Source organism: Acrocarpospora pleiomorpha (genome assembly GCF_009687885.1).
Lineage (GTDB): Bacteria > Actinomycetota > Actinomycetes > Streptosporangiales > Streptosporangiaceae > Acrocarpospora > Acrocarpospora pleiomorpha.
The window spans coordinates 1-26,776 of sequence record NZ_BLAF01000106.1 but is presented as its reverse complement, the minus strand read 5'-3'; the positions used below and the strand labels follow the sequence as shown (position 1 = coordinate 26,776).

The window sequence follows — 26,776 nt, the reverse complement described above, 5'->3', positions numbered from 1 at the left end:
GGGCAGGGCTGGAGGGTGAGGGGGCTGGTGGGGATTCTGGAGGTGGGGTTGGGGGTTAGGCGGGGGTGAAGGTGGTCCAGAGGACTTGGCGGATGGTGGCGGCGGTTTCGGACCATTCGTAGTCGGGGGCGGTGAAGGTGAGGGAGTAGGACTGGCCGTCGGCTTGGATGTAGCGGGTGACGGTGCGGACGGTGACGTTGGCGGCGTCGCGGTAGGTGTACTCCCATTCGGCGGCGGGCCAGCGGTAGCTGACCGGGCCGAGGGTGACCTGGGTGTACTCGTCGAAGCCGGCGGCCTTCTTGGCGACCTGCTGGAGGGCGCTGAGGCTGCCGTCGGGGATCTTCACGATCAGGCCGCTCTGGGCGCTGTCGGGCGGGCCGACGAGGCGGATGCCGTCGTCTTCGGCGGTGACCTTCCAGTTGAGGGGGGCGGCCACGGTCACGCCGCCGAGGGTCTGGCGCTTGAAACCCTTCGGGATCGGCGCCTCGGCGCCGTCGGGTTCCGCGGCGGAGGAGCCGGGGGCGGTCAGCGCGGGATTGTTGACGGTGGCCGTGGTGTCCGGCGTGTCGTCTCCGTTGGGGAGCATGATCAGGAGCACCAGCACGATGAGCGCGATCACGGCGACGGCGGCCACCACGACCATCGCGCCGCCGCGGCCGGGGGCGTCGTCGTCGTTGTCCTTGCGGCGGCGGCTGCCGGTGCGGGTGGCGTGCTCGCCGGTCGTCGACGCGGACCGGGAACGCCCGCTTCCGGTGGAGAACGGGTCGTCGGAGTCGAGCGCCAGATCGCGGGCCAGGTCGCGGGCCAGTTGCCCGGGCAGGTCGGCGGGTCCGGGGGTCGGCCAGCGGCCACCGCCGGTGGGCCGCTCGGGCGCGTGCGTCGACCCGGACGGGCTGGTCAGCGCGTCCAGCGGATCGAACATCGGATCACGGGGCGCGGTCGACTGCGCCCCACCGCCCGGAGCGTTGGGGGACCCGTTGAAGAATGCCGCGCCCGGGCCGTTGTCGTGCACCGGCGCACCGAACTGCCCACCCATCGCACGCTGCGGAACCGGACGGTTCGCCGCCTCATTGGGCGCACTGGCACCGGACGTGAGAAAACCGGAACCGGCAGCCCCAGAACCAGAGCCCTCGGGACCGTAAGTGCCGGGACCGGAGGCTCCAGGGTTGGAGGTACCGGGACCGACGGCACCGAATGGACCAGAGCCAGGGCCGGAGGCGCCCGGACCGTAAGCGCCGGGACCGGACGTTCCAGGGCCGGAGGTGCCCGGACCATATGCGCCAGGACCAGACGATCCAGGACCGGGTGTGCCGGGCCTGCCCGCGCCATGGGCGGGGAAGCCGGAACCGGGAGTGCCCGCGGGCCCGCCGGGTGTGCCCGGCGCGTTGAACATTCCGGAGGTGCTGGCCAGCGCGTCGTAGCCGCCCGGCGGCTGGAGCTGGGGGTCGGACGCGGATGGCTGGAAGGACGCCATCGCGTAGCCGCCGGACGGGTTGGTGTAGGGAACCCGTACCGGACCTGAGGGGGTTTCGATGATGCGCGACGGGAGCGGACCCGACGGGGAGTCCAGAGGCGGGAGCATCTGCATGGGGGTCGCCTCGACCGGCGCGGGGGACGGCATCCCGGACTGGCCGCGCAGGCCGTTGCCGTGTGTGTGCAGCACCCGTTCGAGCATGTCGGCCACCTGAGCGGCGCCGATCCGGTCGGCGGGATTCTTGCGCAGCAGACCCTCGATGACCGGCAGCAGCACCCCGGCGCGCTGCGGCCGGTTCGGCTCCTGGGTGAGCACCGCGCCGAGCACGGCCACCGCGTCCGGCCCTTCGTACGGCGGCCGCCCCTCCACCGCCGCGTACAGCGTGGCCCCGAACGACCACAGATCCGCCGCGTGCGTGATCGTGCGCCCCTGCAGCCGCTCCGGCGGAATGTACGCCGGCGACCCCATCAGCAACCCGGTCTGGGTGATCGTGACATCGCCCTCGATGGCGGCGATGCCGAAGTCGGTCAGCACCACCCGGTCGGTGGTCAGCAGCACGTTGCCGGGCTTGACGTCCCGGTGCAGGATCCCGGCGGCGTGCGCGTGCCTGAGCGCGTCCAGCACCCGGATGCCGATCTCGGCCACCTGGCTCACCGGCAACGGCCCACTCTGCCGTACGGCCTGCTCAAGGGACCACGCCCGGACCAGCTCCATGACGATCCAGGGCCGCCCGTCCTCCTCCACGACGTCGTGGACGGTGACGATGCCCGGGTGGCTCAGCCGGGCCGCGGAGCGCGCCTCGCGCAGCATCCGGCGATGGGCGACCTGGCGGCCCGCGGCGTCGAGCCCGTACGGCAGGATGAGCTCCTTGACCGCCACATCCCGGTCCAGCAGGACGTCGTGCGCGTGCCACACCATGCCCATGCCGCCACGGCCGACGGGCGAGAGCAGGCGGTATCGCCTGCCCACCAGTCGCCCCTGCCCTTCCGGCGCCCCTCCAGGAGTGGCTCCGGCACCGCCTTGACCCTCCGGCATAGGGGGGACCATACCGAGGAGGCGGTCGGTTGTCATAGGCAGTATCCCCAATTCTCCTCGTTTGGTTCGCGCGAGAACTCCGCGCGAAATGTGAGGTTGGGCACTGATAGTAGGTCAATCAGCGGTCAATGCGCATTCATTCGCCGGTCAAGGCTCCGGCCAGCGCGTTGGCCGCGGCCACGAACGCCTCCGGCGGGGGACTCACCAGACCCGCTCCGACCTGCCCTGTTCCGGCCACCCGCCCGGCGATGCCGGTGTTGACCACCGGAAGCACGCCGGTACGGGCGACCAGGGTGACGTCGATGCCCACGGGGGTGCCACGGAAGCCGAGCCCCGGAATCTGGTAGGCCGGATGTTCGGCCAGAGTGATCTCGTACATGGCGGTGGTGGCCGCCACCGCGTCCGCCACGTCCCCGCCCACGAACCGGACGATCGCGGGCGCTGCGGCCATCGAGAAGCCGCCCAGGCCCACTGTCTCGGTGATGGTGGAGTCGCCGATGTCGGGGTTGGCGTCGGCGGGGCCGTACTGGCCGAGGTAGAGGCCGTCGGGCACGCCCGCGGGGCCGGTGAACCAGCGGTCGCCGCAGCCGGAGATCTGGATGCCGAAGTCGGTGCCGTTCCTGGCCATCGCCACGACCAGGCTGGAGCCCGGCACATCCCTGGCGGCGTCGGCGCTGACCTTCGCGGCGGCCATGCCCGCGTTCAGGAAGAAGTGATCGTTGCCGTTGATGAAGCGGAGCACGTCCCCGGCCTGGCCGGGCGCGGCGTCCACGATGGCGGGGGCGAGTTCGCGGACCAGCAGCGAGGTGGCCGCCCGGTTCCTGTTGTGCAGCTCGTCGCCCATCTGCAGCGCCTGGGCGATCAGGTTGCGCAGGTCCAGGGGGCCGCCCAGGTCCAGGGCGGCCTGCAGGGCGGGGCCGAGCACCTCGCCCATCCAGCGCAGCCGCTCGACCACCTCGGGCCCGTACGCGCCGTAGCGGAGGACCTTGCCGAGTCCCTCGTTGAGCGAGCAGTACGCGGTGCCGCCGTGTTCGGCGTCGTGCACCTCCAGCATCCACATGGACGGGCTGACCACGCCCGCCATCGGGCCGACCGTGCGGTGGTGGTGGCAGGAGTCGAGCCGGATCGAGCCGGTGGCCAGCTTCTCCTCGGCCTCGGCGGGGGAGGCGGCGAGGCCTTCGAAGAGCATGCCGCCCATCAGCGCGCCGCGCATCGGGCCGGAGGCGCGCTCCCACTCGATCGGGGGTCCGGCGTGGAAGAAGGTGCCGGGAGGCAGGTCGAGGACGTCGGCCGCACGGCGTACGCCGACGAGTTGCGGCCGGGCGGCGAGGAGCCGTTCGACGGCGCGGGCGTTGGCGGCGGCGCGGCGCGGGTCGGCGAGGACCCGGTTGAGCGCGTCCGAGGTCCCGGCCAGCGGCGGCCGCCAGTCGACCACAGCGTGCGGCACCGCCTGCTGGTCCAGCGCCTCGGCCAGTACGGACGTCCCCACCGCGATCACATGCGGCTCGGAGACGAGCAACGCCAGCTCAGGTCCGGGGTCCGCGCCGGAACCCGCATGCGGCGCGGGGCGCGCGGCGGGTGATGGGGCGGGTGTCAGCTCGGCGAGGATGCTCGCGTGCCGGGCGGCGGCGGCGTTGGAGGTGAACACGGCGGCCCCGGCGGCGGCGAGGCGTTCCGCCTGCGCCTGGAGATCCTGGGGATCGCCCTCAGTCCCCACCAGGGCGACCACGATCGAAGCGCCCCGGGATCCGGCCTCGGCGAGCGCGGGCGCCAGCCGGGCCGCCGGGTCGGGGTCGGACCCGTGGCCGAGAACCACGTCCATGAGCACCACGCCGGACTCCACGGCGGCCAGCGCCTCCAGCCGCAGCGCCGGATCGATCATCGGATGAGCCCGTCCCCGGGTGTACTCGTCGTCCCCGAAGTCGGTGAACGTCCCGCCACCCGCGATCAGCTTCGCCTCGGTGCACAATGTGCCACCCGAATAGAGCCCGACCAGCGGCCCCGGGCTGCCATTGGCCTCACCCCAACTAGGCCAAACCGGGACTTCCTTGCCGAGCGCCGCCAGCACATTCTCCGTGGCGGCCGTCAGATCATCCTGTCCTGGACCGAGCAACGCCATCACGACCGGCGTACCAGAACGCTCCACGGCCGCCCGCACCCGCTCCGCCACCGACGGATCGGCGGGCTTGGAGATGACCACGATCAGCTCCGTCCCCGGATCCTGGTCCAGCGCCTCCAGCGCCCGCAGCGTGGACCGCCCGCCCACCTCCGCCGACAGATCCCGCCCGCCCACACCGAGCAGATGGCTGACCCCCACCCCCGCCAGATCCAGCAGGCTGGACACCTGCTGCGCCCCCGTCCCCGACGCGGCCACGATCCCGACCGGCCCCGGCCGCAGCACGTTGGCGAAGCCGAGACCCGCCCCGCCCACGACGGCGGTGCCGCAGTCGGGCCCCATCACCAGCACCCCGGCCGCCTCGGCCCGCTCCTTGAGCAGCACCTCCCGCTCCACCGGCACGTTGTCACTGAAGATCATCACTGACAGCCCGGCGTCCACCGCGTCCATCGCCTCGGCGAACGCGTGCTCCCCCGGCACGCTGACCAGCACCACGCTCGCGTTCTCCGCTCTGCGGGCCGCGGTCCTGGTGGTCCGCGGCGGCGCGATCTCCCGGGCGCCCTCAGCGGAGGCCCGTGCCGACAGCTGCCGCCCGAGCTCGTCGGAAGCCGCCGCCAGCTCCTCGGCGGAATCCGCCCGCACCGCCACCAGCAGATCCCCCGGCGTCGCCGGGGGCACGTCGAAGCCCGCCTCCCTGGCCAGGTCCACGTTCAGCTCGGTCGCCATGGCGATGATCGCCACCGACACGCCGGCGCGGCCCGCCAGCGCCTGGCTGACCCGCATCAAGCTGACCGAGTCGTGGTAGACCCCGCTACGCACCTCGACGAGATTCACGAACGCCCCCATTAGTTGGACAGGTGAAGGACGGCCGACAAACCGGTACGAACCCCCCAGGCGAGATCCGCGCCCGAGGTGTGACCCAGATGCAGCAGCCGGTGCAGCGACGGCTCGATCGGCTGCCCGACCGCCAGCGCGCGCAGCACGGCCAGCACCTCCATGCTCGCCTCGCCACGCGCCGCGCAGTCCAGCAGGGTGGCCGAGATCGGCGTGGTCCGCGTCCTCGCGTCGAACGTGACGGCCGCCGCCAGCCACCCGGCCAGCCAGACCGCCCGATCCACGCCCGCCGCCGCGCCCAGCTGGCGCAGCGCCACCAGCAGCCCGGCCAGCATGTCGTCGCCACTCGGAGTCAGCCCAGGGCCCAGGCCCATCAACTGCTCGGCCGAGGTCAGCGCGTTCACCAGCGACCCGGAATGGCAGCCGTCGGCGAGCAGCTCGCACGCGCCGCCGGTCAGCCCCGGGCGCCGCGCGGACGCGTCGCAGATCTCACCCAGCTGGGCCAGCGACTCGGCCAGCCGCGACCGGTCCGCCCGGGGCAGCGCCGGAGCCGGATCCCACCAGCGGCGGATCCGGATGGCCAGGCCGCCCACCTCGATGAACCCGTCGCCCACCCAGGCCTCGTCCCCGGCGGCGAACCCGTCCAGCGGATCGGTCAGCACGACGGCGTTGGGCAACCGGGTCGCCTCCCCGGTCACCAGGGCGATGACATGCGGCTCGACCTCCGTCCTCAGTTCCAGGTAGACCGCGGCGGGGAACGCCGCGAGCACCCGGGCCGGGCGTCGTGGCGTCTCCAGCGCGGGTCGCACGGCCATGCTGGCCGCGCCGGGCACGTACGTACGGTCCAGGGTCGCCCCAGTAGAACGGGCCGGGGATCGGCGCGCTCTCGGGCGGGTGCCTACGGTCACCAGACCTCCCTCATCAGGGTGACGTTAGAACGAGCCCTCCAGAGGCCGTACGGGGAAAACTGCCAACAGTCGGCCAAATGCTTGGCTCTTCCTGACAGTCGGATAGTCGGGCACAATCGGCGAGAGATGCACCAACCCTCCCGGAGCAGACGATGACGAGTGACCCCGCGGCCCCCGCCATGCGCCTGGCCAGCACTGGAACGATCATTCACGGTGTCGCCGTGGGCGAGGTGCTCGGGGTTTCCACGCTCGCCGGGGCCCGGCTGATCGCGGGCAAGGGCGGCCTGGACCGGATCGTCCAGCGACTCAACGTCATGGAAGTGCCGGACATCCTCGCCTGGGTGAAACCGAACGAACTTCTGCTCACCACAGGCTATCCGCTCAGGAACACTCCCCAGTCGCTCGGCCGCCTTGTGGCGGATCTTGACGAACGCGGGCTCTCCGCGCTGGCCATCAAGCTGGGCCGCTACCTCGACGAGCTGCCCGAGGAGATGGTGGAGCAGGCCGACCGGCTCAACTTCCCGCTCATCCTGCTCCCCAACGACGTCGGCTTCGACGACATCCTGAACCAGGTGCTCACCGACATCCTCAACCGGCAGGCCGCCACCCTGGCCAGGGCCGAGGAGGCGCACCGCGCGCTGGTCCAGATCATCCTGGCCGGGGGCGGCCTGCGCGAGGTCACCGCCGAGGTGGCCGGGCTGCTCGATGTGGCCGTGGCCGCCGTGGACGTGGGCGGGCACGTGCTGGCCTCGGCCGGGGGCGCGGAGCAGGTGGCCATGCTGCGGGAGGCGTACGTGCTGAGCGCCAACCTGAGCACCAGGCCGGAGCCGACCCGCACCGACGCGGCCGACCCGCTGGTCCGCGCGGACGGCCACTACGCGGTCGTGCCCATCGTGGCCGGCGGCCACCACCACGGCAGGATCGCCGCCTTCAGCCAGGCCGGCACGCTCCGCGACAGTGACATCCGCATCCTGGAGCGGGCCGCCACCGTGGCCGCCCTGGTGGTCACCAAGCAGGAGGCCGTCACCGCCGTCGAGAGCAAATACCGCGCCGACTTCCTGCGCGACGTGCTCACCGGCCGCGGCGGCGCCCGGATCGCCGAGCGCGCCAAGGCGTTCGGCTGGGATCTGGAGCGCCCGGTCTCCGTGCTGGTCGCCGAACTCGACCCGGACAGCGACGAGCGCACCGCGCAGGACCGGCTGCTCGCCGCCTGGCAGGCCTCGGTCCGGCGGCACGACCCGCGCGGCGCGGTCGCCGGGTTCACCCGCGAGGTGGTCGCCATCGTCGGCTCCGGCGTGGACACCGCCCGGCTCGCCTCGGCCGCCTCCGCGGCCTTCGCCGACTGCACCTTCTCCACCGGGATGAGCAGGTTCGCCGACGGGGCCGAGGCCCTCGCCGACGCGTACGGCCAGGCGCTCAAGGCCGCCCGGGTGGGCCGCCAGCTGCACGGCCCCGGCGCGGTCGCCCACTTCGACCAGCTCGGCGTCTACCGCCTGCTCTCCCTGGTCAGCGACACCGCCGAGCTGCACTCCTTCGTCCGCGAGACGCTCGGCGCGCTGGCCGGCGACGACGACGCCGAGAACGCCGACCTGCGCCGCACCCTGCACGTGCTGCTGGAGACCAACCTCAACGTGGCCGAGACCGCGCGCCGGCTGCACTTCCACTACAACACGCTGCGCTACCGCATCGGCAAGCTGGAACGCATGCTCGGCAACTTCACCGAGGACGCCCACCTCCGGCTGAACCTCACCCTCGCCCTCCATGTGCTGAACATGCGTGGTATCTGAGCACCCGGTTTGGCAGATGATGCCCGTGTGCAACGGCGATCACAGTCCTAATGTGCCCGCAACGGGCCTGGTAGGAGGCTCGTGAAGCGATGCCGCGCTGGGATGCCCGCGGGGTGGCCACCGGACGTCGGCCCAGGCAGTAAAGGGGCTCACATGGCTTTCGGATGGAAGGTACACGGCGAGGGACGCGGTCTCGCGCCGGGCGAGGTCGTCAAGCCGGACGAACGCCTGTCCTGGCCGCGCATGGTCGGTTTCGGCGCCCAGCACGTGATCGCCATGTTCGGCGCCACGTTCGTGTTCCCGCTGGTCATGGGCTTGGACCCGAACGTCGCGGTGATGATGTCGGGGGTCGCGACGATCCTGTTCCTGCTGATCGTGCAGGGCAAGGTGCCCAGCTACCTGGGCACCTCGGCCTCGTTCGTCGGCGCGGTGGTGGCGATCCGGGCCGCCCAGGGCGACAGCGCCACCGTCACCGGCGCCATCCTGGTGGCCGGTATCGTGCTCGCGCTGTGCGGTGTGGCCATCCACTACCTGGGCGTCCAGGTCATTCACAAGATCTTCCCGCCGGTGGTGACCGGCGCGGTGGTCATGCTGATCGGCTTCGGCCTGGCCTTCGTGGTCGCCGACGTCTACTGGCCGCAGGACCACTGGATCGCGCTGATCACGATGATCGTGACATTCATGATCATCGCACTGTTCAAGGGCTTCCTCGGCCGGATCGGCATCCTGCTCGGCCTGATCATCGGCTTCGTGCTGTCCTGGCTCGCCGACAAGATCTTCGGCGACATCACCGCCTTCAACGCGGGCGCCGGCGCGGTCGACACCCACCCCCGGGTCAACTTCGACGCGGTGGCCTCGGCCGACTGGTTCGGCCTGCCCAGCTTCCACGGGCCGGAGTTCAAGGTGTCGGCCATCGTGCTGGTGCTGCCCGCGGTGATCGCGCTGATCGCCGAGAACGTGGGCCACGTCAAGGCCGTCGGCGAGATGACCGGGACCGACGTGGATCCGTACATCGGGCGCGCGGTCATCGGCGACGGTGTCGGCACCGTGCTCACCTCCGCCGTCGGCGGCTCGCCCACCACCACCTACGCCGAGAACATCGGCGTCATGGCGGCGACCCGGGTCTACTCCACCGCCGCCTACTACATCGCCGGCGTCATCGCCATCCTGTTCGGCCTCATCCCCAAGTTCGGCGCGCTCGTCGCGGCCACCCCCGGCGGGGTGCTGGGCGGCATCACGGTCATCCTCTACGGCATGATCGGCCTGCTCGGCGCCAAGATCTGGGTGGAGAACAGGGTGAACTTCGCCGACCCCGTGAACATGCTCCCGATCGGAGCGGGCATCATCCTGGCCATCGGCCCGGTGAGCCACACGATCACCGACGACTTCTCGCTCGCGGGCATCGCCCTGGGCACGATCGTCGTGCTCGGCGGCTACCACCTGCTGCGTGCGCTGTCCCCGTCGGATGTGGTGAAAAATTCCAAGGGTTGAGCCACTATCCGTAACGCGATCGGAGTAGAACGACTTTCGTGAAACCGCCGCCGTTCGACTATCACGCGCCCACCTCGGTGCGCGAGGCCGTTGAGGTCCTCGCCGAGGTGGGCGCGCACGGAAAGGTGCTGGCCGGAGGCCAGAGCCTGATCCCCCTGCTCAACATGCGGATCGCCGCCCCGGCCCACCTGGTCGACATCAACCGGGTGGCCGGGCTCGGCGAGATCCGGACGGACGCGACCGGCGTCCGGGTCGGGGCGCTGGTCAGGCACGCCGAGGTGGAGCGTTCCGCCGCCGCCTGCCTGGCCCAGCCGCTGCTCCGGCAGGCGCTCAAGCTGGTCGCGCACCCGGTCATCCGCAACCGCGGCACCGTCGTCGGCAGCCTCGTGCACGCCGACCCCGCCGCCGAACTCCCCGCCGTCCTGGCCCTGCTCGGCGGTTCGGTACGGCTGGCGAGCACGACCGGCGAGCGCGAGGTCGCCGCCGCCGACTTCTTCACCGGCCCGATGGAGTCGGCCACCAGGACCGGCGAGCTGGCGGTCTCCGCGTTCTTCCCGGCCTGGGACGGCGGGACCAAGTTCCTCGAGGTGGCCCGCAGGCACGGCGACTACGCCATGGCCGGGGTGGCCGCCGCCGTCCGGCTGGACGAGGACCTGCGCGTCACCGCCGCCAAGGTGGCCTGTGTCAGCGTCGGCCCCGCGCCGGTGGTGGTGGACGTGACCGCGGCCTGTGGCGGGCGGCCGGTCGCGTCGGTGGAATGGGGTCCGGTGGTGGCGGCCGTACAGGATCGGATCGAACCGGAGGCGGACATTCACGCGACGGCGGACTACCGGCGGCACCTGACCGGAGTGCTGGTCGAGCGGGCGATCAAGGCGGCGGCCGATGTATGACATCACGCTCATCGTCAACGGCGTGCCGCGCGAGGCGCGCGTGCCCGCGCGGCGGCTGCTGTCGGACTGCCTGCGCCACGACCTCGGCCTGACCGGCACCCACGTGGGCTGCGAGCACGGCGTCTGCGGCGCCTGCACGGTCCTGCTGGACGGCGAGCCGGTGCGCTCCTGCCTGACCTTCGCGGTCACCGTCGACGGCCGGGAGATCACCACGGTGGAGGGGCTGGCCACCGGCGGGCGGCTGTCGCCGGTGCAGCGGGCCTTCGCCGAGTGCCACGGCCTGCAGTGCGGCTTCTGCACCCCCGGCTTCCTGTGCACCACGACCGCGTTCCTGCGGGAGAACCCGGCGCCGACCGACGAGGAGGTGCTGGAGGGTATCTCCGGCAACCTGTGCCGGTGCACCGGCTACCAGAACATCGCCAAGTCCGTGCACCGCGCGGCGGAACTGCTCGCGGAGGAACCCTCGTGACCACCAAGCTGTTCGGCGAACCGGTCCGGCGGCGGGAGGACGCGCGGCTGATCAGCGGGCAGGGCCGCTACCTGGACGACCTCGGCCGGCACGCGCTGGCCGCCGCGTTCGTCCGCTCGCCGCACGCGCACGCCCGGATCACCGGCATCGACGTGGACGCCGCCCTCGAGGTGGACGGCCTGGTCGCCATCTACACCTGGGAGGACCTGCCCGAAGGAGTGCGCGAGCCGCTGCCGCTGCTGATCCCGCATCCGGCGCTCACCCACGGCCGCACCGCCTACCCGCTGGCCCGCGAGGTCGTGCGGCACGTGGGCGAGCCGATCGTGATGGTGGTGGCCCGCGACCGTTACCTGGCCGAGGACATCTGCTCGCTGATCGAGGTCAGCTACGAGTTCCTCAAGCCCGTGATCGGCCTGGAGGAGGCCGTCTCCGGCGCGCATCTCGTGCACGAGGACGTGCCCGGCAACGTGGGCGCGCACATGGTCCAGGAGGTCCCCTCAGCCGACGGCCGCTCGGCTCTTGACGCCATCTCCGCCGCGCCGCACACGCTCTCCTTCCGGCTGGACATCGAGCGCAGCGCCAGCATGCCGCTGGAGGGCAAGGGCGTGTACGCCCGCTGGGACGCCGACGACCAGTCGTTGCGGATCTACTCCTCCACCCAGACCTCCACCAGCGTACGGATGGCGCTGGCCGCCAAGCTGGGGCTGCCGCTGCCGAAGGTCGAGGTGATCGCGCCCGACGTCGGGGGCGGCTTCGGCGTCAAGATCGTGCATCCGTGGCCGGAGGAGGTGCTGGTGCCGTGGGCGGCGCGGGTGCTCGGCCAGGAGGTCAAGTGGACCGAGGATCGGCGGGAGCATTTCATCGGGAGCGCCCACGAGCGGGCTCAGGTGCAGCACGTTCAGGTGGGGTTCGACGGGGCCGGCCGGGTGCTGGGGCTGTCCGTGGAGATCTTGCATGATCATGGCGCGTACACGCATTACGGGATCATCGTGCCGATCATCACCTCGACGCAGCTGCTCGGGCCGTACCGGATCGGGGCCTATCGGGTGGAGTTCTCCTCGATCTACACGAACACGGTTCAGGTGACGCCGTACCGGGGGGCGGGGCGGCCGCAGGCGGCGTTCTGCATGGAACGCACGATGGACAAGATCGCCCAGCATCTGGGGCTCGACCGGACCGAGGTGCGGGCCGCCAACTTCATCCAGCCCGACCAGTTCCCGTACGACCAGGGCATGATTTTTCAGGATGGGCGCCCGCTTATCTACGACAGCGGCGACTATCCGGAATCGCTGCGCAAACTGAAGGATTTGATCGGCTGGGATGATTTTCCCGCTTTGCGGGAGTCCGCCCGGGCGGACGGGCGGCGGCTGGGCATCGGCCTCGGCTGCTACGTCGAGGGCACTGGCGTCGGCCCGTACGAGGGCGGCCACATCCAGATCACCTCGGACGGCCGGGTGCACGTCTCCACCGGCCTCACCTCCCAGGGCCAGGGCCACGAGACCGTCTTCGCCCAGATCGCCGCCACCGAACTCGGCGTCCCCATCGAACGCGTCTCCGTCGTCACCGGCGACACCCGCCGCTTCGGCTACGCCGTCGGCACGTTCGCCTCCCGCGCCGCCGTGATGAGCGGCAACGCCATCGCCCTGGCCTGCCGCAAGGTCCGCGAGAAGGCCCTGCGCGTGGCCGCCGACGCCCTGGAGGCCGACCCCCGCGACCTGGAGATCACCGACGGCGTCGTGCACGTCGTCGGCGCCCCCGCCGCCTCCATCCCGCTCGCCACCGTCGCCGTCCTCTCCAACCCCCTCAGGTATGCCTTCGACGAGGAGGCCAAACGCGCCACCCAGTTCGCCACCACCGGCAGCATGGACCGCCCTCCCGTCAGCGAAGGCGAGGAACCCGGTCTCGAAGGCAAGGACTACTACTCCCCGACCCGCTCCACCTTCGCCTCCGGCATGCACGCCGCCATCGTCGAAACCGACCCCGACACCGCCGAAATCCGCATCCTCCGCTACGCCGTCGTCCACGACTGCGGCAAAATGATCAACCCCATGCTGGTCGAAGGCCAGATCCACGGCGGCGTCGCCCAGGGCGTCGGCGGCGCCCTCTACGAAAAAATGGTCTACGACGACCACGGCCAGCTCCTGAACGCCTCGTTCATGGACTTCCTCATGCCGTACGCGACCGAAGTCCCCCACATAGAAACCGACCACCTGGAAACCCCGTCCCCGCTGAATCCCCTGGGCATCAAGGGCGCCGGCGAAGCGGGCGTCATCCCCGTCTCCGCCGTGATCGCCGCCGCTATCGAGGACGCGGAGGGTTTCCCGATCGACCGCATGCCGATCTCCCCGTCCGACCTGCACGCACTCCGGCGAACCGGACGCTGATTTATTCGCCCCCTCGAATCGAGGGGGCGGGGACGGGGAAATCGGCCGTCCCAAAACCCTGGTCGATCGAGAACGTCCCCGCGCTGCGAGCGGCTGCGGACGCGTTCGTGCACGACATCGTCCTGGACGGCTGCCCGGCCTACCGGGTCTGGGTGAACGCCGCCCCGTCCCTCGACGAGATGATCTTCGGGTTCGAGCACGACTGGCGGCGCAGCCCGTCGCAGCAGGGGGCCGAACCCTTCCACCGGCTGAACGGAGCCCGTCCGCGGGGTCTACATCCTGGTGCTCGGCGACGGCAGGTGCGAGCCCTCGCTGACCTCGGCGGAGCGGAGTGGTCGTGACCCGCCATCGACGGCTGAGGAGGAACAGGCGGTCCGTCCCGCCACGCGCGCTGGCGTTCGCCACCGGCGCCGGCGTGCTGCTCATCTGGCTGGTCATCCAGAACAGATCGGCCCCGGAGCTCGCGGCCTGCGCGGACCGAGACCATCTCACTGTGGCCGTCGGGAACGATGTGGCCGGGGGCTTCCGCCGCGACCTCGTGGCCGAGTGGAACAGCATCGGCACGATGAAGGCGGATCTGGTCGAGATCTCCGACAGCACCGACGAGGTGCGCGTCGAGATGGCGCAAGCCGCGCAGTTCCAGGGCTGTGAGTATGACATCTACCTGGTGGACGTCGCCTGGACCGAGGAATTCGCCGAGCGGGGATACATCAGCGAAATCCCCCTGAACGACGCGGAGCGGGCGCGATTCCTCGACAAGGCGCTGCGCACCGGGCAGTTCGCCAGTACGCCGTCCCGTTCGCCACCGACGCGCCCCTGCTGTTCCGGCGGTCGGGCATGCCTCTCCCGGAGAACCCGGACGCGCTCCTGGAGGCCGCCAAGCGACACGGGTACGCGGTGCAGCTCGACGACTACGAGGGTGGGAGCGTCACCCTGTTCGAGGCGCTGTTCTCCGCCGGCGTACGGGTCACGGCCGGGGGCGAGGTCGTGCTTGACCAGCCGGTGAACGCCCAGCGGGCGAAGCAGGCGCTGGCGGGCTGGCAGGCGATGATGCGGTCCGGCGCCCAGCGAGCGGTTGGATCGCACCTTCGGGAGGAGGGCAGCATCCGGATCTTCCGTTCCGCGGCAGTCGGATACATGCGCAACTGGGCGTTCGCCTTCCACCGGCTGGCCATGGACTCCTCCATGCGCGGTCCTGGCGGCGAGCTGCTGTTCGAGGTGAGCCCACTGCCGGGGACCGGTGTCCTGGGTGGCTCCAACCTCGCCGTCGCGGCCAACTCCGCCAACCCTGAGGAGGCGCGGGAGTTCATCGCCTTCCTCACCGACGACGAGATCCAGAAGAAGCTGTTCGCGTGCAGCGGCTACACGCCGGTGCTCAAATCCGTTTACGCCTCGTACGCGCGCCAGCCGCAGACCTGCCAGGCGCTTCTGTCCGGAACGTCGGAACCCCCGCCCACGGACGGTCTGGAGACGACGGCGGCCGAGCTGCAGGCGCTGGCGGGAGCGATGCACGCGGCCTTGGAAGCGGCGGAACCTCGCCCGGCAGGGGCACACTATTCGCTTTTCAGCGGGGCCTTTCGTTCCTGCGCCCGCGCCCTGGTGCTCTCCCGCGTGGCCAGGCTGGTCGACTTCGACCGCTGGGCGCGAGCGCTACGCGAAGCGATGTCCGGGAGGCACGTCGGCGAGCGCGACGCCTGCCCCGCCGATCAGTGATCACGGTGGGACGGCGATTAGCCGATGAAGTCGAAGGCGAGGCGGGGTTCGATCTTGGTGAGCGGGATGGCTGCCTCACGCGTGGTGAATATCGGTGTCCAGCGGGTGGTGGCGATGGCGGCCGTGTGCGCGTCCGCCAGATCCAAGCCGAGGGTGTTGCTCAGGTAGCCGGTCCGGATGGCACGGTGCGGGACGTCGGAATTCGCGACTAGGTGGTCGATGACGGTGATAGGGGAGCCGAGCAGAATCTCAGTGCGTCTGGTGAGGTCGTCGAAGGTCATCACCGGCCCGGCAAGCGGACCGGTCGCCGCCGCCAGAACGCTGGAAGGCACGACCAGTGTGATCAGCTCCTGGACGGCCGCGGTCACCATGCGGCGAACCAGGATGTCCCCGCTGAGGTAGGCACGGACGGCGGGGGTGTGCATGATGCGCAACGGGTCTATCCCTCGTCGATTTCGGTGGGGCTCATGCGCAGTCGTTCTTTCCAATACGCGTCCGCGTCCGGATCGGCGGGGAGAGCGCCGAAGACGCGCTCCTGTTCGGCCAGCCATAGGTCTCGGGCCCGCTCCGCGGCCAGGACCGTGGCGATGCGTTCCGAGACCGAGTCGGATCGCCCGCTGTCCACGCCGGACCGCACCCACTCGTAAAGATCTTCGGGGAGGCTGATACCGATCTTCTTCGCGGTCATACCAGAATCATACATAGTCAGACTCGATCGCCGAGTGCTTGTGACGCGGCGGTCAGGTCGGTGGCGGCTTGGTGGCAGCGGGTCGCGTAGGCGCGGGCGGTGGTGTCGAACCAGGGGGGTGCGGCCGGGTCGTCGTGGAGGCGGTCGGCCAGTTCGGACAGTTTGGCCGCGCAGGCTTCCAGGGTGCGGGCGAGTTCGATCATCGTGGGTCCTCGGGGGCGTGGTCGAGCATGAGGTAGAGCTGGGAGCGGACGAGCGAGCCTCGATAAGGGGCTAGTTGGGTGTCGATGTGGGTGCGGGCCTCGGGGAGGTCGTTGGCGAGGTTGGCGGCGTACTGGGCGACGCTGTGGCAGAGCGGGAAGCGGTGGGTGGGGTCGGCGTAGTCGACCGTGTACCAGGTGGGGTGGAGGTCGAAGCAGGTGCCGGAGCCCTGGCCGTCCAGGACGGGGATCAGGTCGTGCTGGTTGGTGATGGAGGCGATCCAGGTGCGGGGGTCGGCGGGGGTTTTGAAGTCGATGGGGGAGCCCGCGGTGATGACGTGGGTGACGCGGTAGCGGCGGCAGAAGCCGGGGTCCTGGGCGAGATTCATGACGGCGGAGCCGCCCGCGCTGTGGCCGGTCAGAGCGATGTCCGCCTGGTCGGGGACGCCGAATTGGTCGATCGCGTCCCGCAGCGCCCCCGTGTACGGCGAGGCGCGCAGCACGGTGTTCCGGAAGGCGCCGACGAGATCCTGAGGAGAGTCGTTGCGAGGACCGCCGGGCCGCATGCCGGGGGCCTGCACGATGTATCGCACGACATCGTCGGGGCCGAGGACGCTCTGGATGAGGACGCGGCCGTCGGTGCCGATGGCCTGGATGTTGCGCAGGATGGCGACGATCGAGTCGCCGGTGCGGATGCGGGCGGTCTCCTCGGGGGTGGGGTCGGTGGGGCGGGCGGCGCCGGCGCCCCGGTCCATCGAGGACATGACGCGGGTGGTGATGCCCAGGATGGGGTCGGTGTTCATGACGCCCCGCCCGGTCGCCATCGACCAGCCGACGGCGTCGTTGAAGGGGTTCTCGTCGAGCAGGGCGCGCAGGGCGAGGATCTCGCCGAACATGGGGGCGATCGCGCTCAGCGCGTCCTGAGCGCCCCGATCCCGGAACAGGGCGCGTAACGCCCGGGCCGCCGCCACGTCCCGGTCCTCGGCGATCGCCGCGACGAGCCGTTGCAGCACCGGGTCGCGGGTCACCTCCGGGTGGGTGAGCTCGACGGCGGCGATGCGCAGGCGGAGCGAGAGCACGAGCACGTGCACGGCCAGCCGACCCGGCCCGGCCATACCGGACAGGCGGGCGATGGGGCGGCCGAGCGGGCCGCCGGAGAAGGCGATGCCGAGGCCCGACCGATGGGTGAGCGCCCGCAGCAGGCGGCGCTGGGGACGGAATCCCGGCGCGGCCCGCAGGAGGGCGCGTGGGCGCAGTTCCCGGGTGAGGGCGGCGGTGGCCCGCACGGCGACAGCCTCGATCTCCTCCGCCACGGCGACGAGCTCGGCGGCGACCCGGAGCAGCCGCCGCCGGTCCCGGGGCGCGTCAGCTTCGTTCATGCGTCATCCGCGCCCGGTAGGGCCGGGTCACCTCCGGCAGGTTGCGGTTGAGCACGTCCGAGAGCCTGGCGGTGGTCTCGATGATCCCCATTCCGGTGGGGGAGAAGGTGTCGGGACCGTAGACCTGCGGCGACAGCAGCGGGTTGGTGTACGCCTGGGAGAACGCGTCCACCGTGATGATGCGCTGCATGACCGGGGAGAGCAGCGAGCCGGGTAGCGGGTCCTCGGCGAAGATGCCGGTGTAGAAGTCGATGTCGTCCACGCTCGCGTACAGCTCGGCGAGGCCGCGCCGCACGCGGGGATCCGAGGAGACCTCGGCGAACGACTTCAGGCGCGGGAAGCCGCAGTAGGCGCGGTAGTCGTTGAAGGAGGCCAGCTCCACCACGCGGCCTTCGGCGACGCTCTGCTCCTCGACGTGGAGCAGGACCGGGTCGGTGTTGAACAGGCCGATGCGCCCGGCGCGCTGGGTGGAGGCGTCCTCGAACAGCGGTCCGAGACCGCACTCGGGGAGCAGCCGGTTTCCGGCGAGGGTGTCGGCCAGCGGGCGCTCCTGGCCGCCCGCGAGCAGCGCCGACGGGATGAGGCTGTGCCAGCGGTAGAGCAGGTTGAACTCGATCGCCATGTGGTTGGTCCGGTGCCAGACCGCCGTCCTGGACACGGCCGGGTCCAGCACCACCTGGAACAGGGTGGGCGTGATGTGGTTGATGTACTCCTCAAGGACGATCTTGATGAGCAGCACCACGAGGATGTTCCTGGTGGTCTGGAACAGCCGCTCGTCGTCCCAGTCCGGATGGTGCTCGGCCAACAGGCGGGCCACCCGGTTGTGCTCGCGCAGGAACAGCGTGGTCAGCATGGTGAAGCCGATGTGCAGGTTGGCCCGGTCGCTGCCGCAGGCGAACAGCGCGTCCCGCGCGCCGAACGGGATGTCGTCGAACCGGATCACGCTCAGCGGCGCGAACTCGTCCTTGATCCGGCCCAGCTCGCACAGGTACGGCGGAAACTCGCCGCCGTTCAGGACCTGGCTCTTGAGCAGCCCGCCCGAACGGGTCCGCAGCGCGGCCGTGACCGTCGGTGTGAGCCCGTAGAGCTGGTTCAGGTCGATCTCGTGATTGGAGCTGTTCTTGCGCGGATCGCGGGGGATGTTCACGTCGCCGCGCAGGAAGCCGTCGGTGAACCACTGCGCGAAATACGCGAACAGCACGGTCGAGCGCGGGCACAGCACGGTCTCCCCGTCACGCCGGAACAACTCCGCGACGTCGACGGGGTCCGGAGCTGACTTCGACGGCGGCACGGGCGGCAGATGACGGCTGTCGAAGCTCCGGTTGGTGAGAGACTCCCACGAGGTGTACCGCCCCATGGTGCTCAGCGGATTGGGCCGGATGGGCAACTTCATCACCAGCCGATCCACCAGAAACCGGTTGACCGCCGCATGCAACGGCGGAATCCCCCGAATCAACTGCCACACCGGCTCCCCACTGGTCAACACCCAGAACTCCAGGTAGTTACGCCAGCCGATCCGCGCACTCGGCTTCACAACGCCCCCGGCTTCCCGATGCCCATGGATTCCGCGTGCTTGAGCACGCACTCCCTCATCACGACGCCCTCGGCTTCCCCGAACCCCGGGCCATGGATTCTGTGCGCTTGAGCACGGTCCCCCTCGTCACGACGCCCCAGCTTCCCCGAACTGACTTCCGCGTGACTCGGCATGATCGCCCCCATCACGATGCCCCCGCTCCGTAGCTCATGACTGCCGCGCGTTCAAGCGCGTTCTCCCTCGTCACGATGCCCCAGTTCTCCCCATACCCCCAGGCCATGGCTCCCGCACCCGCCGTCACGACGCTCCCAGGGAGATCGGGAAGTGGCGTGGGAACGGTCCACCGTCGAAGTCGATCGACTCGCCCGGGAGCAGTGCCACGCCTGGTCGCCGCAGCACTCGGCGGACCACCTCGGGGATGACGGCGACGCCGACGTGTTTGCCGACGCAGTCGTGGGGGCCGTAGCCGAAATGGAGGCGGACGAAGTCCGGTCGGTCGGTCCGGAACTCCGCCGGGTCGGCCACCGCCTCCTCGTCCATGCCCGCCGAGGAGGTGCAGGCGAAGACCGGTGTGCCCGCCTTGATGAGGGCGCCCGAGGCCAGGCGGTGATCGCGCTCGCAGAACCGGAAGATGAGCGGGTTGAAGGGGGCGAAGCGCAGGGCCTCCCAGGCGTAGCCGTCGAAGGGCTCGCCGGAGCGGGCGGCGGCGATGGCCTCCTCGCGGACGCTGTCCTCGCGGCCGAGCAGGTGCCGGATGATCTGGACGATCGACTGGGCGGCGTTCTCCACCAGGCCGAGCGGCAGCCCGGCGCCGTTCACCATCAACCGGAGCTCGTCGAAGCCGAGCGAGGCGGGCGGGACGAGCGAGATCAGCCGCGACAGCGCGTCCTCCCCAGGGGTCCGCCTGCGTTCCGTGATCAGCTCGCTGACATGCGCCCGCAACGCGGAACCCGCCGCGCAGGCCGTCGCGTGCACATTCGGATCACGAGGAAGATTTCTAATGATGTCGTGCATCGACGCCCGCGACCATTCGGACAACGTCGCCGGATCCGGCCCGGGAACCCCCAGGTAGTCACCGCAGATCCGCATCAGGACATACCGCGCGAGCCCTTCCACCGCGTCGATCCGCCCGGCGGGCACGGCGATATCCAGAGCCTCGTCCGCGTATCGCCCGGCCAGCTCGCGGACCCGCGGAACGTCATGCGCCGGCAGCACCGCCTGGGTCAGCCCCCGTTCGGCCCAGTGCAGCGGAGTGGCGTCCTGCGTCAGCATGTACGGCCCGCCCAGCACGGCCTCCATCGGCTCCCCATAGAGCCGGACCGTGAACACCTTCTCCCGCGACAGCACCTCGATGACATCCGCGAACCGGGTCACCAGCGTGAACGCGGGCGTCGCCAGCACCGGCCGGGCCTCGCGAAGTTCGGCGAAGAACGGCCGCCACTCGGCGCCGATCCAGTGCGCGACCGCCTGCACGGCCCGCCCCGGATCCTTCGCCAGCAACCGCTCGTAACGCTCCAAGTAGCTCATCGCGCCGCACCCCGTTTCGCGCTCACCCGCTGCTGATCGGGCCAGCGCACGTCGAACGCCCAGCCGAACTTCTCAAACAGCCAGATCAGCCGGGCGCTGGCGTCCCACTGGCCCTTGAGCACGCCGTGCCGGGCCGCGGTCGGGTCGGCGTGGTGGTAGTTGTGCCAGCCCTCGCCGAACGTCAGCACCGCCACCCAGCGCACGTTCCCCGCCCGGTCGGAGGTGGCGAACTCCCGGTCCCCGAAGGTGTGGCAGATCGAGTTGACCAGCCAGGTGACGTGGTGGACCAACGCGTACCGCACGAGGGAGCCCCAGATGAACGCGGTGAGCGCGCCGTGCCAGGACCAGGAGAGCAGGCCGCCCGCGAGCGGCGGCAGCAGCATCGAGACCGCGCCGAAGGCCGCGTAGGTGCGCATCGAGAAGTGGCGCAGGTCGCGGTCGCCCAGGATGTCGGGCGCGTAGTGCCGGGGATCGGCGCGTTCGGTGCCGACGATGAACCAGCCCACCTGCGCGAAGATCAGACCCTTGGCCAGGCCCTTCCAGTCCTCGCCATACCGCCAGGGGGAGTGGGGGTCCCCCTCGCGGTCGGCGTATTTGTGATGTCTTCGGTGCTCCGACACCCAGGAGGTGAGCGGGGACTCCATGGCCAGTGACCCGGCCACCGCCAGCACGATCCGCAGCGGGCGGGAAGCCTTGAACGCCCGGTGCGTGAACAGCCGGTGGAAGCCGACCCCGATGCCGAAGATGCAGATCGTGTACATCACCGCGGCGATGCCCACATCCCGCCAGCCGAGCCCCCACCCCCACGCGGCCGGGACGGCGACCGCCAGACCGATCAGGGGTAGCGCGCCGAACAGCACCACCATGGAGATCCGGTAGCGAGCCGAGCGGGGGGCGGGCACGAGCCCGGCGACGGCAGACAAGGGCGCTCCTCGTTGGTTACCCAAGGCTATGCAATCTGACTATCAGTAGTCTCCCCAGCTAGGGAAAAGATCGCAAGCCGCGCCCCCGCCTCAGACGCGGGTCAACCGCTTCCTAAAGACCCAGTACGTCCAGCTTTGATAGGCGATGACCCCCGGCAACGCCACCAACCCAATCCAGGTGAGCACCGTCAGCGTGTACGGCGCCGACGCCATCTCCGCCACGGTCAGCCCGGGCAGCGGAGCCGGATAGAGCGCCCCGAACAGCGACGCCGTGGCCAGCGCGATCGCGGACGCGGTGGCCGCGAACGCCCACCCCTCCCGTCGCCGCCACACCAGTGCCACCCCCGCCGCGAGCGCCGCCATCGCGGCCCCCGCCACCCCCCACAGCGGAGCCGAGTCCACCCCGCTGGGGAGCGCGGACAGCCCCGCGACGGCGACCGGCAACGTGCCGACCGAGGCCAGCAGCGCCGCCAGCCGGGCCCGGGAGCGCACCGCACCGTCGGTCTTCAGCGCCACGAACACCGCGCCGTGCAGCACCGACAGCGACAGCGACAGCGCGCCCCCGAGCACGGTGGCCAGACCCGTGCCGAACAGCAGGTTGCCGAAGACCGCCCCCCACAGGAACGCCACCAGCACGCTGCCGGTCACGATCCCCGCGTCACACAGCGCCACCTCCCTGCCCGAGCGCACCTTCCCGCGCCACTCCAGGCCGACGCCGCGGACGATGAGGCCCGCCACGATCAGCACCATGGCCAGGTAGAACTCGCTCATTAAGCCCGAATACCAGGCCGGGAAGGCGGCGAACATGGCGCCGATCGCGGAGATCAGCCACACCTCGTTGCCGTCCCAGACCGGGCCGATCGTGCCGAGGACCTGGCGGCGTTCGGCCGGCCCCCGGGCCAGCACCGGCAGCAGCGCGCCGACGCCGAAGTCAAATCCCTCCAGGACGAAATAGCCCGTCCAGAGGAACGCGATGACGATGAACCAGAACGTGGTCATGGCGGAGTCCTTAGTACATCAAGGTCGGCCGGGACTCGGCCTGGAGTTGGCGGGGGATCAGCACGGTCTCGTCGGAATCTTCGTCGGAGCGTGTGGCGGGGACCTCGGGACCGGCCTTCACGTGCCGGAGGATGAGTCCGGCTTCGGCCAGGGCGAGCAGGCCGTACAGGACGGTGAAGACGGCGAGGGAGATGGCGATCTCGGTGAGCGTGACGCCGGGGGAGACGCTGGCGGCGGTGAGGAGCTCGCCCGCGACCGTCCACGGCTGGCGGCCGATCTCGCTGAGCAGCCAGCCCGCGATCATCGCGAGCACCGGCAGCGGCAGCGCGAGCACGCACGCCTTGGCGAACCAGGTCGGCACGTTCCTGGCACGGCGGCCCCGGCCCCGGGTCAGCCACAACCCGAGTACGGACAGGCCGATGGCCGCCGACCCCAGCATGACCATCACCCGGAACGACCAGTACACGACGGGCAGATTGGGCATGTAGTCGCCCGGCCCGAACTGGGCCTCGAACCGCTGCTGGATGTCGTCGACGCCCTGCACGACAGCATTGGGGTCGTGCGCGGCGAGCAGGCTCAGCAGGTGCGGAATCTCCACGCCCGGCACCGGCGAGAACGGCGCGCCCGCGGTGTCCTGCCGCAGCCCTTCGGCCGCCGCCAGCTTCATCGGCTGCTGCTCGCGCAGCAACTGCCCCGACAGGTCCCCGCTCCCCGCGACGACCACCCCCGCGATCGCCGTCATGACGAGCGCCCCCCGAAGACTCGTCCGCCACATGTCCGGAAATTTCCGTTCATGGGGGGTGGTGAAGTCGGTCTTGCGGGGGAGCAGGCCCTTCGTGCCGCGGTCCTTCAGGATGCGGTAGCCGCTGACCGCGAGCACGAACACGCCCGCCACCACGAACGACGCGCCCACCACATGCGGCACCTGGGCCAGCGCCGTCGAGTTGGTCAGCACCGCCCACAGGTCGGTCATCTGCGCCTTGCCGTCCACGACCTGGTAGCCGACCGGGTGCTTCATCCACGCGTTGGCCGCCAGGATGAAGTACGCCGACAGGTTGGAGCCGATCACCGCGATCCACAGGCAGGCCAGGTGCACCCGCTTGGGCAGCCGGTCCCACCCGAAGATCCACAGCCCGAGGAACGTGGACTCCAGGAAGAACGCCAGCAGCGCCTCCATGGCCAGCGGTGCCCCGAAGACGTCGCCGACGAACGTCGAGTACTCGCTCCAGTTCATGCCGAACTGGAACTCCTGCACGATGCCGGTGACCACGCCCATCGCGAAGTTGATCAGGAACAGCTTCCCGAAGAACTTGGTCAGCGTGAGGTAGTGCTCTTTGCCCGTGCGGTGCCAGGCGGTCTGCAACCCCGCCACGAAAACGCCCAAACCAATAGTCAGGGGTACGAAGAGAAAGTGGTAAACGGTGGTGACCCCGAACTGCCACCGTGCCAGATCTAGTGCTTCCATATCCCCCTCCGGGGTGTTCCGGAGCTCTACAAGACGTAGTTCTACCTCAAGTAGTACTACGGCCTGTAGAGCAATGGAGGGTCGGGTGCCTGCGATCTACGTCACATCAGTTGCCGGCTGCCTGACGGCAGGCCGAAGACCCGAGGCCCCCCGCCTCGGATCCCGGCACCAACCCCGTGCCTAACCGAGAATGCCGGGGACGATGTCCCGGTTCACAGGGACCGCCGCCCCGACTTCCCGGGAGGCCTTACGGGACCAATCATGGGTAAACACCCAGGCCCACGGCGTCCACCGCGGGGCTGATTCCCAGGTACGCCTCCCGGGTGACGGTTCGCGATCGTCTCTCCATGACCACTCCGCCCTTTGTCCCGTCGCTGAGTGGACCTGCCGCTCCTTCGATATGCGGCATCTGTCCCTGAGCGGACCTGCGGCTCTTTCGCTATGCGGCATCGCTGGACTGTGGGGGATCGCGGCGCCGTTGGCCTCGGGGAGCTCGGTCGCGTCTTTGCGCTCCAGCTGAACGGGCCCGCCCAGGAAAGTTGAGCGGTCGCGGAATCGACTGGGGGAGTCGCCTTCAGCTTGTCCCGGCGGCGGTTAATGACAGGAGACGGCCGTCCGCCGTCCGCAGGTCACCGCATAGCCTCATCGAGGTAGGCATCGAGGTTGCCCAGCGCGAACCCCCGCCGCTTGATCTTGTTGACGAGGACGCGGAAATCCCTGGACAGGTTCGGACGGAAGTGCAGCAGCAGGATGTCCCCGGCGTGCAGCTTCTTGTCCGGTGTCTGGTAGGCGATCTTCCCGCCCGGTTGCACGCTCGCGGTCCACAACAGCACCACTCTGATCCCGCACTCTTTCGCCGCCCGCAGTGTGTCGGTGTTGTAGTTCCCGAACGGCGGCCTGAACAGCAGCGGCCGTACCCCCATCCGCCGCTTGATCGCCCGCGACGCCCCGCAGATCTCCGCCTTCTGCGCGTCGAACCCGAGCGTTCGCATATTCGGATGCGTCAGCGTGTGATTCTCGATCGGCACCCCCAGATCCTGGAAGTACGACCAGCCGCCCGCCCCCACGAACCGCCCCCCGGTGGCCGCCGGGTCGATCGGCCCTCTCGCCTCCACGGCATCCCGCATCGCGAACACGGTGATCGGGATCCGCTTCTTCAGCACCTGCCTGGCGAACCCCGGATCCTGCTCCCACCCGTCGTCGATGGTGAGGAAGACCACCTTCCTGCTCGTCGGAATCGAGCTGATCACCGGTGGTAACTCGCCCATGTCGATCTTCCCGACCTCACCCGGGATAGGAAGTAGGCCGGCCGGTCCAACCGGTGTCGGCGAGGGCGTCGGCGACGAGACCGTGATCTCCTGCCCGGACCCCAGCACGGTCTCCAGCGACTGCGGCGTCCCACCCCCATTCGCCGCACAGCCCACCAGCACCACAACAGCCCCACCAGCAACCATGCTGCGCCGCAGCGTCCCCCGAGCCATGGCGCATCATCTTGCCAGCCAGGACCCGATCCGGACCGGCCTATCCGCGAACCCGCATCATCCCTCGGCTGACCCCCGAGCCATGGGAGAGATCCTGGGAGAGATTCGCCGCATCCTCGGCCACCTCGCGCCGAGCCCGCTCGACGGGCAAGGTCTTCTCGCGGTGCTCCGGCAGCACACCGCCTCCTGGGCCGGCGGCATCGACCTCAGCCTGGACCTCCCCGAAACGCTGCCACCCGCTCGATCCGCCGGTCGAGGCCGCCGCGTACCGGATCGCGGTCGAGGACCTCCACCACGCGCAGCGGCACAGCACGGGATCAAGGGTCACCCTGCGCCTCAGCGGCGAGACCCTGGAGGTACGGGTAACCGAAGATGGGACGGGATCCCCGTCCAGGCGGAGACGAGCATCAGGATCCGCTCATGCGGACCCGGGCGCAACAACTCGGCGGTTCGCTGGTCCTCGAATCGGGCGAGTGGGGCGGCGTCGTCCACGGATTGCTTCCCGCGAGGGCGGTGACGCCGTGACCATCCAGGTCCTCATTCCGACTGGCTGGAAGGACTACGTATGTTGCGGCTGCTTTCGCGGGTGTGGTGGCGTCGTGATCATTCGGGTCCTTGTCGCCGACAATCACCCCGTCTACCTGAAAGGGTGCGTATTCTGCTCGACGCCGTCGGCGGGATGGAGGTCGTGGGTACCGCAGTGGATGGTGCCGCGTTCGTCGATCTCGCCTCTTGGGCCGATGCCGACGTTGCCGTGGTAGATCTCGACATGCCAGGCATGACGGCGCCACCTCCGCCGAGGACGCCACCGTTGTGGGCGTACCTTGCCCAGCCGGGGCGCTGCGCTTTGCCTTCTGCCAGGAACGGCCGCACTCCTTCTCGGTTGGACCTGCACCGGGCAGCACGCGGAGCGCATGTCCCCCCAACACATAGTGCTCCCGCAGCGCTCCCATGGATCCGGGGACAGCCACTGACGCACCGAGAAGACAGCACTACACATCACTGACAATTTGAACATAGGCGACTACACAGAGTTGTCAATCGAACGTGTGAGCGATATTCTGGAGGTAGGCCAGCCAGCCGGTCCCAGGCAGGAGGTGTTCCGCGATGATGACGTCGGGTGCGGTGCTGCTCCTGCCCGGCCACCGTGCCGCCACTTCTTCCCCCGCTGGTTCTCCCACCTGTACTCCGGCTGACCCCGCCCCCTTCTCTCCTCCGGAAACCTGCGCTCCAGCCGACCCCGCCGGACTCTCCCTCAACCTCCGCTCCGCCGACATGCTGATCCTCCACCCGGAAACGCGTCCACCCCGGCGACGTGCCAGGGCACACGAAACCGGCCGCATGCCCGGCGATTCCCGCGGCGCGGTCCTGCTGCTCGATCCCTCCCGAACCCGAGTCATCACAGCCGGCTCCGGCAGCGACTCCGGCACCTCGCGTTCCGGCGTCTCGCGTTCCGGCACGGCACACCCCGCACCGGCA

At 70.2% G+C, this 26,776-nt stretch carries 21 protein-coding genes; 7 read left to right on the top strand and 14 right to left on the bottom strand.

All coding sequences use genetic code 11. The features are described from left to right. Positions 1-55: 55 nt before the first annotated feature. From Aple_RS55930 to Aple_RS49215, 3 genes are all read right to left on the bottom strand, one after another. Complete coding sequence (locus Aple_RS55930) at positions 56-2,443, bottom strand: serine/threonine protein kinase (protein ID WP_281361715.1); 2,388 nt, start codon at positions 2,441-2,443, stop codon at positions 56-58. Positions 2,444-2,645: 202 nt separating this feature from the next. Beyond that, on the bottom strand, positions 2,646-5,459 hold the full coding sequence (locus tag Aple_RS55335; protein WP_246265532.1) for a bifunctional FdrA/YlbE family protein: 2,814 nt from the start codon (positions 5,457-5,459) through the stop codon (positions 2,646-2,648). An 11-nt stretch (positions 5,460-5,470) separates the two neighbouring features. Then, a complete protein-coding gene (locus Aple_RS49215; protein WP_155351708.1) occupies positions 5,471-6,367 on the bottom strand; it encodes an oxamate carbamoyltransferase subunit AllH family protein in 897 nt (298 codons plus the stop codon). Between the two features lie 152 nt (positions 6,368-6,519). Here Aple_RS49215 and Aple_RS49210 point away from each other — a divergent pair, with 152 nt between their 5' ends. The 7 genes from Aple_RS49210 (at position 6,520) to Aple_RS49180 (ending at position 15,101) form a co-directional block, all read left to right on the top strand. Then, entirely contained in the window at positions 6,520-8,154 is a 1,635-nt protein-coding gene (locus tag Aple_RS49210; protein WP_155351707.1) for a PucR family transcriptional regulator, read from the top strand. Positions 8,155-8,307: 153 nt separating this feature from the next. Further along, positions 8,308-9,645 (top strand): uracil-xanthine permease family protein, encoded by a 1,338-nt coding sequence (locus Aple_RS49205; RefSeq protein WP_155351706.1) that lies wholly within the window; start codon positions 8,308-8,310, stop codon positions 9,643-9,645. Between the two features lie 38 nt (positions 9,646-9,683). Further along, complete coding sequence (locus Aple_RS49200) at positions 9,684-10,535, top strand: FAD binding domain-containing protein (RefSeq protein WP_155351705.1); 852 nt, start codon at positions 9,684-9,686, stop codon at positions 10,533-10,535. Beyond that, positions 10,528-11,004, top strand: coding sequence for a (2Fe-2S)-binding protein (locus tag Aple_RS49195; RefSeq protein ID WP_155351704.1), 477 nt, complete (start codon positions 10,528-10,530; stop codon positions 11,002-11,004). The genes Aple_RS49200 and Aple_RS49195 overlap by 8 nt, the downstream gene beginning before the upstream one ends. Beyond that, positions 11,001-13,388, top strand: coding sequence for an aerobic carbon-monoxide dehydrogenase large subunit (cutA, locus tag Aple_RS49190; protein ID WP_155351703.1), 2,388 nt, complete (start codon positions 11,001-11,003; stop codon positions 13,386-13,388). The genes Aple_RS49195 and cutA overlap by 4 nt, the downstream gene beginning before the upstream one ends. 107 nt (positions 13,389-13,495) lie before the next feature. Beyond that, a complete protein-coding gene (locus Aple_RS49185) occupies positions 13,496-13,729 on the top strand; it encodes a hypothetical protein (protein ID WP_155351702.1) in 234 nt (77 codons plus the stop codon). A 337-nt stretch (positions 13,730-14,066) separates the two neighbouring features. Beyond that, the gene (locus tag Aple_RS49180; RefSeq protein WP_155351701.1) at positions 14,067-15,101 is read left to right on the top strand and encodes an extracellular solute-binding protein; all 1,035 of its coding nucleotides are present in this window, start codon (positions 14,067-14,069) and stop codon (positions 15,099-15,101) included. A gap of 17 nt (positions 15,102-15,118) precedes the next feature. Here Aple_RS49180 and Aple_RS49175 read toward each other — a convergent pair whose 3' ends face one another. The 11 genes from Aple_RS49175 to Aple_RS49125 all read right to left on the bottom strand — a co-directional run bounded on the left by Aple_RS49175 (position 15,119) and on the right by Aple_RS49125 (position 25,625). After that, positions 15,119-15,535, bottom strand: coding sequence for a hypothetical protein (locus Aple_RS49175; RefSeq protein ID WP_155351700.1), 417 nt, complete (start codon positions 15,533-15,535; stop codon positions 15,119-15,121). Between the two features lie 5 nt (positions 15,536-15,540). Further along, a complete protein-coding gene (locus tag Aple_RS49170) occupies positions 15,541-15,789 on the bottom strand; it encodes a hypothetical protein (RefSeq protein WP_155351699.1) in 249 nt (82 codons plus the stop codon). A gap of 17 nt (positions 15,790-15,806) precedes the next feature. After that, positions 15,807-15,992, bottom strand: a complete 186-nt coding sequence (locus Aple_RS49165) for a hypothetical protein (RefSeq protein WP_155351698.1) — start codon at positions 15,990-15,992, stop codon at positions 15,807-15,809. Continuing rightward, positions 15,989-17,368, bottom strand: a complete 1,380-nt coding sequence (locus tag Aple_RS55925; RefSeq protein WP_155351697.1) for a hypothetical protein — start codon at positions 17,366-17,368, stop codon at positions 15,989-15,991. The genes Aple_RS49165 and Aple_RS55925 overlap by 4 nt, the downstream gene beginning before the upstream one ends. Next, positions 17,355-18,902 (bottom strand): peroxidase family protein, encoded by a 1,548-nt coding sequence (locus Aple_RS49155; RefSeq protein ID WP_246265526.1) that lies wholly within the window; start codon positions 18,900-18,902, stop codon positions 17,355-17,357. The genes Aple_RS55925 and Aple_RS49155 overlap by 14 nt, the downstream gene beginning before the upstream one ends. A gap of 297 nt (positions 18,903-19,199) precedes the next feature. Continuing rightward, the gene (locus Aple_RS49150; RefSeq protein WP_155351696.1) at positions 19,200-20,429 is read right to left on the bottom strand and encodes a cytochrome P450; all 1,230 of its coding nucleotides are present in this window, start codon (positions 20,427-20,429) and stop codon (positions 19,200-19,202) included. Then, positions 20,426-21,352: an acyl-CoA desaturase gene (locus Aple_RS49145; protein ID WP_246265524.1), complete on the bottom strand. Its 927-nt coding sequence runs from the start codon at positions 21,350-21,352 to the stop codon at positions 20,426-20,428. The genes Aple_RS49150 and Aple_RS49145 overlap by 4 nt, the downstream gene beginning before the upstream one ends. A 90-nt stretch (positions 21,353-21,442) precedes the next feature. Continuing rightward, a complete protein-coding gene (gene cydB / locus Aple_RS49140) occupies positions 21,443-22,351 on the bottom strand; it encodes a cytochrome d ubiquinol oxidase subunit II (protein WP_155351695.1) in 909 nt (302 codons plus the stop codon). 10 nt (positions 22,352-22,361) lie between these two features. After that, positions 22,362-23,816, bottom strand: coding sequence for a cytochrome ubiquinol oxidase subunit I (locus tag Aple_RS49135; RefSeq protein ID WP_155351694.1), 1,455 nt, complete (start codon positions 23,814-23,816; stop codon positions 22,362-22,364). Between the two features lie 629 nt (positions 23,817-24,445). After that, positions 24,446-25,297: a polysaccharide deacetylase family protein gene (locus tag Aple_RS49130; RefSeq protein WP_246265523.1), complete on the bottom strand. Its 852-nt coding sequence runs from the start codon at positions 25,295-25,297 to the stop codon at positions 24,446-24,448. Positions 25,298-25,337: 40 nt separating this feature from the next. Next, positions 25,338-25,625, bottom strand: coding sequence for a hypothetical protein (locus Aple_RS49125; protein ID WP_155351693.1), 288 nt, complete (start codon positions 25,623-25,625; stop codon positions 25,338-25,340). Positions 25,626-26,776: the final 1,151 nt, after the last annotated feature.

Excerpts from the sequence above, each read along its gene's own strand:
- Aple_RS49135 (WP_155351694.1), bottom strand. The coding sequence starts at position 23,816 with ATGGAAGCACTAGATCTGGCACGGTGGCAGTTCGGGGTCACCACCGTT.
- Aple_RS49130 (WP_246265523.1), bottom strand. The coding sequence starts at position 25,297 with ATGGCTCGGGGGACGCTGCGGCGCAGCATGGTTGCTGGTGGGGCTGTT.
- cydB (WP_155351695.1), bottom strand. The coding sequence starts at position 22,351 with ATGACCACGTTCTGGTTCATCGTCATCGCGTTCCTCTGGACGGGCTAT.
- Aple_RS49205 (WP_155351706.1), top strand. The coding sequence starts at position 8,308 with ATGGCTTTCGGATGGAAGGTACACGGCGAGGGACGCGGTCTCGCGCCG.
- Aple_RS49210 (WP_155351707.1), top strand. The coding sequence starts at position 6,520 with ATGACGAGTGACCCCGCGGCCCCCGCCATGCGCCTGGCCAGCACTGGA.
- Aple_RS49170 (WP_155351699.1), bottom strand. The coding sequence starts at position 15,789 with ATGACCGCGAAGAAGATCGGTATCAGCCTCCCCGAAGATCTTTACGAG.
- Aple_RS55925 (WP_155351697.1), bottom strand. The coding sequence starts at position 17,368 with ATGAACGAAGCTGACGCGCCCCGGGACCGGCGGCGGCTGCTCCGGGTC.
- Aple_RS49165 (WP_155351698.1), bottom strand. The coding sequence starts at position 15,992 with ATGATCGAACTCGCCCGCACCCTGGAAGCCTGCGCGGCCAAACTGTCC.
- Aple_RS49195 (WP_155351704.1), top strand. The coding sequence starts at position 10,528 with ATGTATGACATCACGCTCATCGTCAACGGCGTGCCGCGCGAGGCGCGC.
- Aple_RS49150 (WP_155351696.1), bottom strand. The coding sequence starts at position 20,429 with ATGAGCTACTTGGAGCGTTACGAGCGGTTGCTGGCGAAGGATCCGGGG.